General features: G+C 66.2%; 2 protein-coding genes and 1 CRISPR repeat array. Of the genes, one reads left to right on the forward strand and one right to left on the reverse strand.

Going from position 1 to position 4847, the window contains the following annotated elements; genetic code table 11:
* Positions 1 to 65: 65 nt before the first annotated feature.
* A CRISPR array of direct repeats spans positions 66 to 1023; the repeat unit is 30 nt; unit sequence GTCCTCATCGCCCCTGCGAGGGTTCGCAAC.
* 238 nt (positions 1024 to 1261) lie between these two features.
* On the reverse strand, positions 1262 to 2314 hold the full coding sequence (locus ABTW95_RS35440) for an SAVED domain-containing protein (RefSeq protein ID WP_500228613.1): 1053 nt from the start codon (positions 2312 to 2314) through the stop codon (positions 1262 to 1264).
* A gap of 179 nt (positions 2315 to 2493) precedes the next feature.
* Here ABTW95_RS35440 and ABTW95_RS35445 point away from each other — a divergent pair, with 179 nt between their 5' ends.
* Positions 2494 to 4647 (forward strand): TIGR03986 family type III CRISPR-associated RAMP protein, encoded by a 2154-nt coding sequence (locus ABTW95_RS35445; RefSeq protein WP_500228614.1) that lies wholly within the window; start codon positions 2494 to 2496, stop codon positions 4645 to 4647.
* The last annotated feature ends 200 nt before the right edge of the window (positions 4648 to 4847 follow it).

Raw genomic sequence — 4847 nt, forward strand, 5'->3', positions numbered from 1 at the left:
CCTCATCGCCCCTGCGAGGGTTCGCAACTTGTTCAGCAGGTTCAAGAACCGCTCCACCTCGGCGGGTCCTCATCGCCCCTGCGAGGGTTCGCAACTTGTTCAGCAGGTTCAAGAACCGCTCCACCTCGGCGGGTCCTCATCGCCCCTGCGAGGGTTCGCAACGCGAACCGGCCGGTGTAGGGCTGCCCGATGTCCCAGAGTCCTCATCGCCCCTGCGAGGGTTCGCAACACGGCGCCGGCGCCCCGGCCGTCCAGCGCGCGCCGCGTCCTCATCGCCCCTGCGAGGGTTCGCAACTAGGCGGGGTGCGTCCGGACCACGACGGCGCCGGTCGTCCTCATCGCCCCTGCGAGGGTTCGCAACCGGCGGACCAGGAACACGGTCCGGGTGAACGCCTCACAGGTCCTCATCGCCCCTGCGAGGGTTCGCAACTGGACTACCTGAACCGTGTCGGCTATCAGGTTCACATGTCCTCATCGCCCCTGCGAGGGTTCGCAACCAATCAGCTTGTCTTCTATGCGCAGGTCCGCCGCGTCCTCATCGCCCCTGCGAGGGTTCGCAACGCGAGGAGGGCGCGGGCGGCGGCGAGGTCCTGTTCGGTCCTCATCGCCCCTGCGAGGGTTCGCAACATGGTGATGTTGACGCGGTCGCCTTCGCGGAACTCGTCCTCATCGCCCCTGCGAGGGTTCGCAACGTGGAGTAGGCGGGGTAGATGGTCTCGTCCGTGGCGTCCTCATCGCCCCTGCGAGGGTTCGCAACATGACCGCGCACACCGTCACGGTGGTGGGCAGAACGGGGTCTTCATCGCCCCTGCGAGGGTTCGCAACACGAAGAGCGTGAACTCTCCGCCGACCCGGCCGACGTCCTCATCGCCCCTGCGAGGGTTCGCAACCCGCGTTGGACGCGGAAAGATCAATCTCGTACAGCACGTCCTCATCGCCCCTGCGAGGGTTCGCAACCAAGCTGGTAGGGGTCGACTGGGAGCTTGGAACCGGGTCCTCATCGCCCCTGCGAGGGTTCGCAATGTAGTCGGTGATCTTGCCCTCCAGTGCGGATTCCAGCACCCGCTTGGTCAGCTGCTGCGACAGTCCGTACTCTCCGGTCACCCGCAGTCCCTGGGGCCGGGAACGGTCCACCGGCACCGCGATCGACTGCTCCTCCGATGTTGCACTCTGTGGTGCCTGGACCGGGCTTGTTCCCGGGACTCGTTCTAAACGACGCTGTCGGTCATGGCCGTACCGCTCAGATCACGGCGAGCGGACTCTATGCCAAGGGCTCGTAGGTGCGAGATGCGTCGTTGAAGGCGTAGGTCGTCCACCGGCTCGGCTGATTGTTCGCGAGCCGGGCGCCGACGGCCATGGTGATAGCCACCGGGCCGTTCATGAACACCGAGTAACGGCCGTTGCGTGCGACGGTGGACAGGCCCGCGTCCGCCCATGCATGGCAGATCTGCTCGACGCACGCGGTGAATGTCTCGCGGTTCTCCGGGAGGGACGTCTCTGGGTTGCGAATGAGCAGCAAGTTTCCGATGCCGCGTTCCTTGCACTTCTCTCGAACCGGTGCGGTGAACCGGGCTCCTTGGCCCTGCACGTCGAGCGCAAGCGCGGTCAGGGAAGGGTCACCGCCATCGATGACCTCCAGAGCCTCCACTACGAGGGGCCCCGGCGCAGCGGTCGTCGCGGAGTTGCGCAGCACCGTCGCGGGAAAGAACGAGTCCCCCTGCCGGACGGCGTGAATGACGATCTCCGAGCCGTGCGTGTGTCCGAGCCGTGCCCCGAACCGGAACGCGGCGGGCAACGGCATCGTCGGGACCACGTCGACCTGCCGGGTCCGTCCGGTCAGCCGCCGCGCCATGATCACCGCTGCCGAGGTCTCGTCGGCGAGGGCGTCGACGGCCGTTGCCGGCCATGGGGAGCCGCCCAACCACAGGTGCGCCTTCAAGACGAGCATGCATTCTTCCAGGCTGTAGCCCTCGGCGAGTTCTGTGCGTTCAATGGCGCTTGCCGCCCTGGTCGGGTCGGCAGCCGTGACCACGATCCCGACCCGCGTCTGGCGGCTGCGGTGCCGCTCCATGAGCACGCCGGCCGCGATCAGGGCGATGCCCAACAGGGAGATAAGGGTGAACCACCAGCGCCCGTTCGTCTCTGAGGTCACCAGCGACTTCACGGTTTCCACGCCGAAGCCGGAGGCGACGGCGCTCCCGATGGCGATCCACACTCGTCCGTCAGTGATGATCTTCGTTGCCTTGGAGGCACCCCCCGCGCCGGTGCCGACCACGGACAGCCGGGGGACGTTCGGCATGCTGTCGGGAGTCATGGCCACCTTTCAGTCCAGGAGCCCCGTCTTTGGGACTGCGCCAACGTACCGATGGACGAATCCCTGTAGTCCGGCCTGATGTGGACATCGAGCCTTGTCAGCGCGCGGTAGTTGGTTGGCTCGGTTCTCGTCCATCGGATATCTCCAAGAACCGGCCACCGGAACGAGGACGTCACCGCATGCCGCGCGAGCCCTTCCTGAATCCCTACACATTCGTTCCCGCGTTCCCGCGCGATGGACTACCGGCGCCACTCGCCGATGCCCAGCCCACCGGCCACGACCGGCTCCACCCGGATCGCTGGACAGGGTCGATCCGGGTGAAACTGACCGTCGGGACGCCGCTGCTGCTGCTCGACACCGCGTGCGCGTCGGTTGCGGAGAACGGGATCGAGGGGCATCTGACCTATCCGGTGCTCATGCGGGACGGTAGGCCGCACCTGCCCAGCACGTCGATCAAAGGGATGCTGCGGTCGGCGTATGAGGCGGTGACCGGTTCCCGGTTCGGTGTCTTCACCGGCCATGACGAGCCGCTGGGCTGGCGTCGCGTCGCCGACGATGCCCGCACCGGCGGCAAGGTGGATGGAATGGTGCCCGTGCGGGTCGCCTCCGTCGACGAAGAAGCCGACGTGGTCGAGGTCGACCTCTGCGAAGCGGCGCGCTTGCCCGCCTACGACGTGCCTCCCGTTACCTACGCATCCGGTGAGGCGCCGAGGCATGGGGATCCCGTCCGCGCCAGGATCTTCAAGCCCCAAATGAAGAACTCTCAGGGCAGGACGTTCACTGGGCCGTGGACGGTCGCCGAGGTGATCCCTTTGGGCGAAGGGAATCTCGTCCCCCAAGGGCCGGGCGAACTGGTGGTCAGCGGGGTCGCTTGCGTGACCGGCCGCAACGCCGTCGGGAAGACACATGAACGGCTGTTCTACAACGTTCGAAAGCCGGAGCGCCTCACACTGAGCGGCCAGTACGCGCGGTGGCGCAATCTGATGGAGAGCTACCGCGATCAGCACGAGGACGAGATTCCGCGGCGCAAGGATGGCAAGAGGCCGGATGAATGGCGTAAGGACACGATCGGCGAGATCGCGCTGAGCCCTCACATCCACGAGACCGGGAGGGCTCGACTCACGAGAGGGACGCTTTGCTGGGCGAAGATGGAACGAGGCGAGGTCGTCGGCCTCTTCCCTGTGATGATCCCGCGTGACGTCGGGGATGTCCCGGCCGACATGCTTCCGGACAGCCTGCACCCGGCGTCCGCCTACGGGGAGATGTCTCCCGCCGACCGGGTGTTCGGGTGGGGCGCTCCGGAGGGCTCGGGGACCCGCCCGGCTGCGTACCGGGGCAGGCTGCGTATCACTGACGTCGCCTGCGGGCCCGGTGCCCGCGTGACCGAATTCGACGGCGATGGGATGCCCCTGTCGATTCTCGGCGCGCCCAAGCCGGCGCAGGCCCGCTTCTACCTGTCCGAAAGTCCCGACAAGCCTGAGGTCCCCCTCCGTGACGGCATGGAGAAGAAAGACATCTTCAACGGGGGAGGGCGCGGACTTCGTGGGCGCAAGGTCTACTGGCACCACCGTCTCGTCGCGAACGAGAAGAGCTACTGGAAGCTGCCGAAAGGCCCGGAGGATCCGACGCAGCGGCCCGTCAACGGCAAGGGATTCCGCGAGTACCGGCGGCCGAGAGAAGCCCGCAACGGCAACGACCCCAACCCCGCGCTGAGCCGGGATGGCCGAGCCTTCGCGACGACCAAAGATCAGCGTGACAACCAGAACCGATCAGTACAGGGCTGGGTTGACAAGGGTGCTGTTTTCACGTTCACCATCGAGGTCCGCGACCTGGACGGTGTTGAGCTCGGCGCACTGCTGTGGTTGCTGACCCTCCCTGAGCACTACTTCCATCGCATCGGCCTCGGCAAGCCGCTGGGCTTCGGCAGCGTCCGGCTCGACCTTGACTCATCCGGCACGTCCCTGCATCTCGGCCACGCATGGCGTTCCTACTATCAGAGCCTTTCGGGGGAGCTGCCCGACTCAGACCCCGCTGACTGGGAAGCGCTCCGCACGGGCTTCGAGGAACTGAGCCAGAAGGTTCCGCAACTGCGCAAGGCGCAGAGGGCATTCCTCGCGGCGGCCGGAGGGCTCGACCTTCCCGTCCGCTATCCGCGCACACGCCCGAAGAAGATGACGCACACCGCCGAGGTCACCCCGCCTGACCCGCGCGGGCTTTCCTACGAATGGTTCACCCAAAACGAGAAGATGGCGAGAGGCGCGGTCGTCCGCGGCCGCTCCCTCCCGGCGGCAGACGAATCCGCGAGCAAGCCCCTTGACACATACGACGCCTGAAGATCATCCGTACCGGATTGTGACGTCAGAAATGGGGAACTTTCCTCCTGCGACAAGAGAGCGAGCCACGGCCTCTTAGCCTCGATCCACCAATGAATGATCGTCCAGGTTGCGGAAACGACAAAAGGGATGCCCCGTGGCCTGCGATGATGGGCTTGTCTAAGGTCCAGCAGCGCAGAAGCAACGAGGCATCCCGTAAG

This window comes from Spirillospora sp. NPDC127506 (genome assembly GCF_040302145.1).
Taxonomy (GTDB): domain Bacteria; phylum Actinomycetota; class Actinomycetes; order Streptosporangiales; family Streptosporangiaceae; genus Spirillospora.

Excerpts from the sequence above, each read along its gene's own strand:
- ABTW95_RS35445 (WP_500228614.1), top strand. The coding sequence starts at position 2,494 with ATGCCGCGCGAGCCCTTCCTGAATCCCTACACATTCGTTCCCGCGTTC.
- ABTW95_RS35440 (WP_500228613.1), bottom strand. The coding sequence starts at position 2,314 with ATGACTCCCGACAGCATGCCGAACGTCCCCCGGCTGTCCGTGGTCGGC.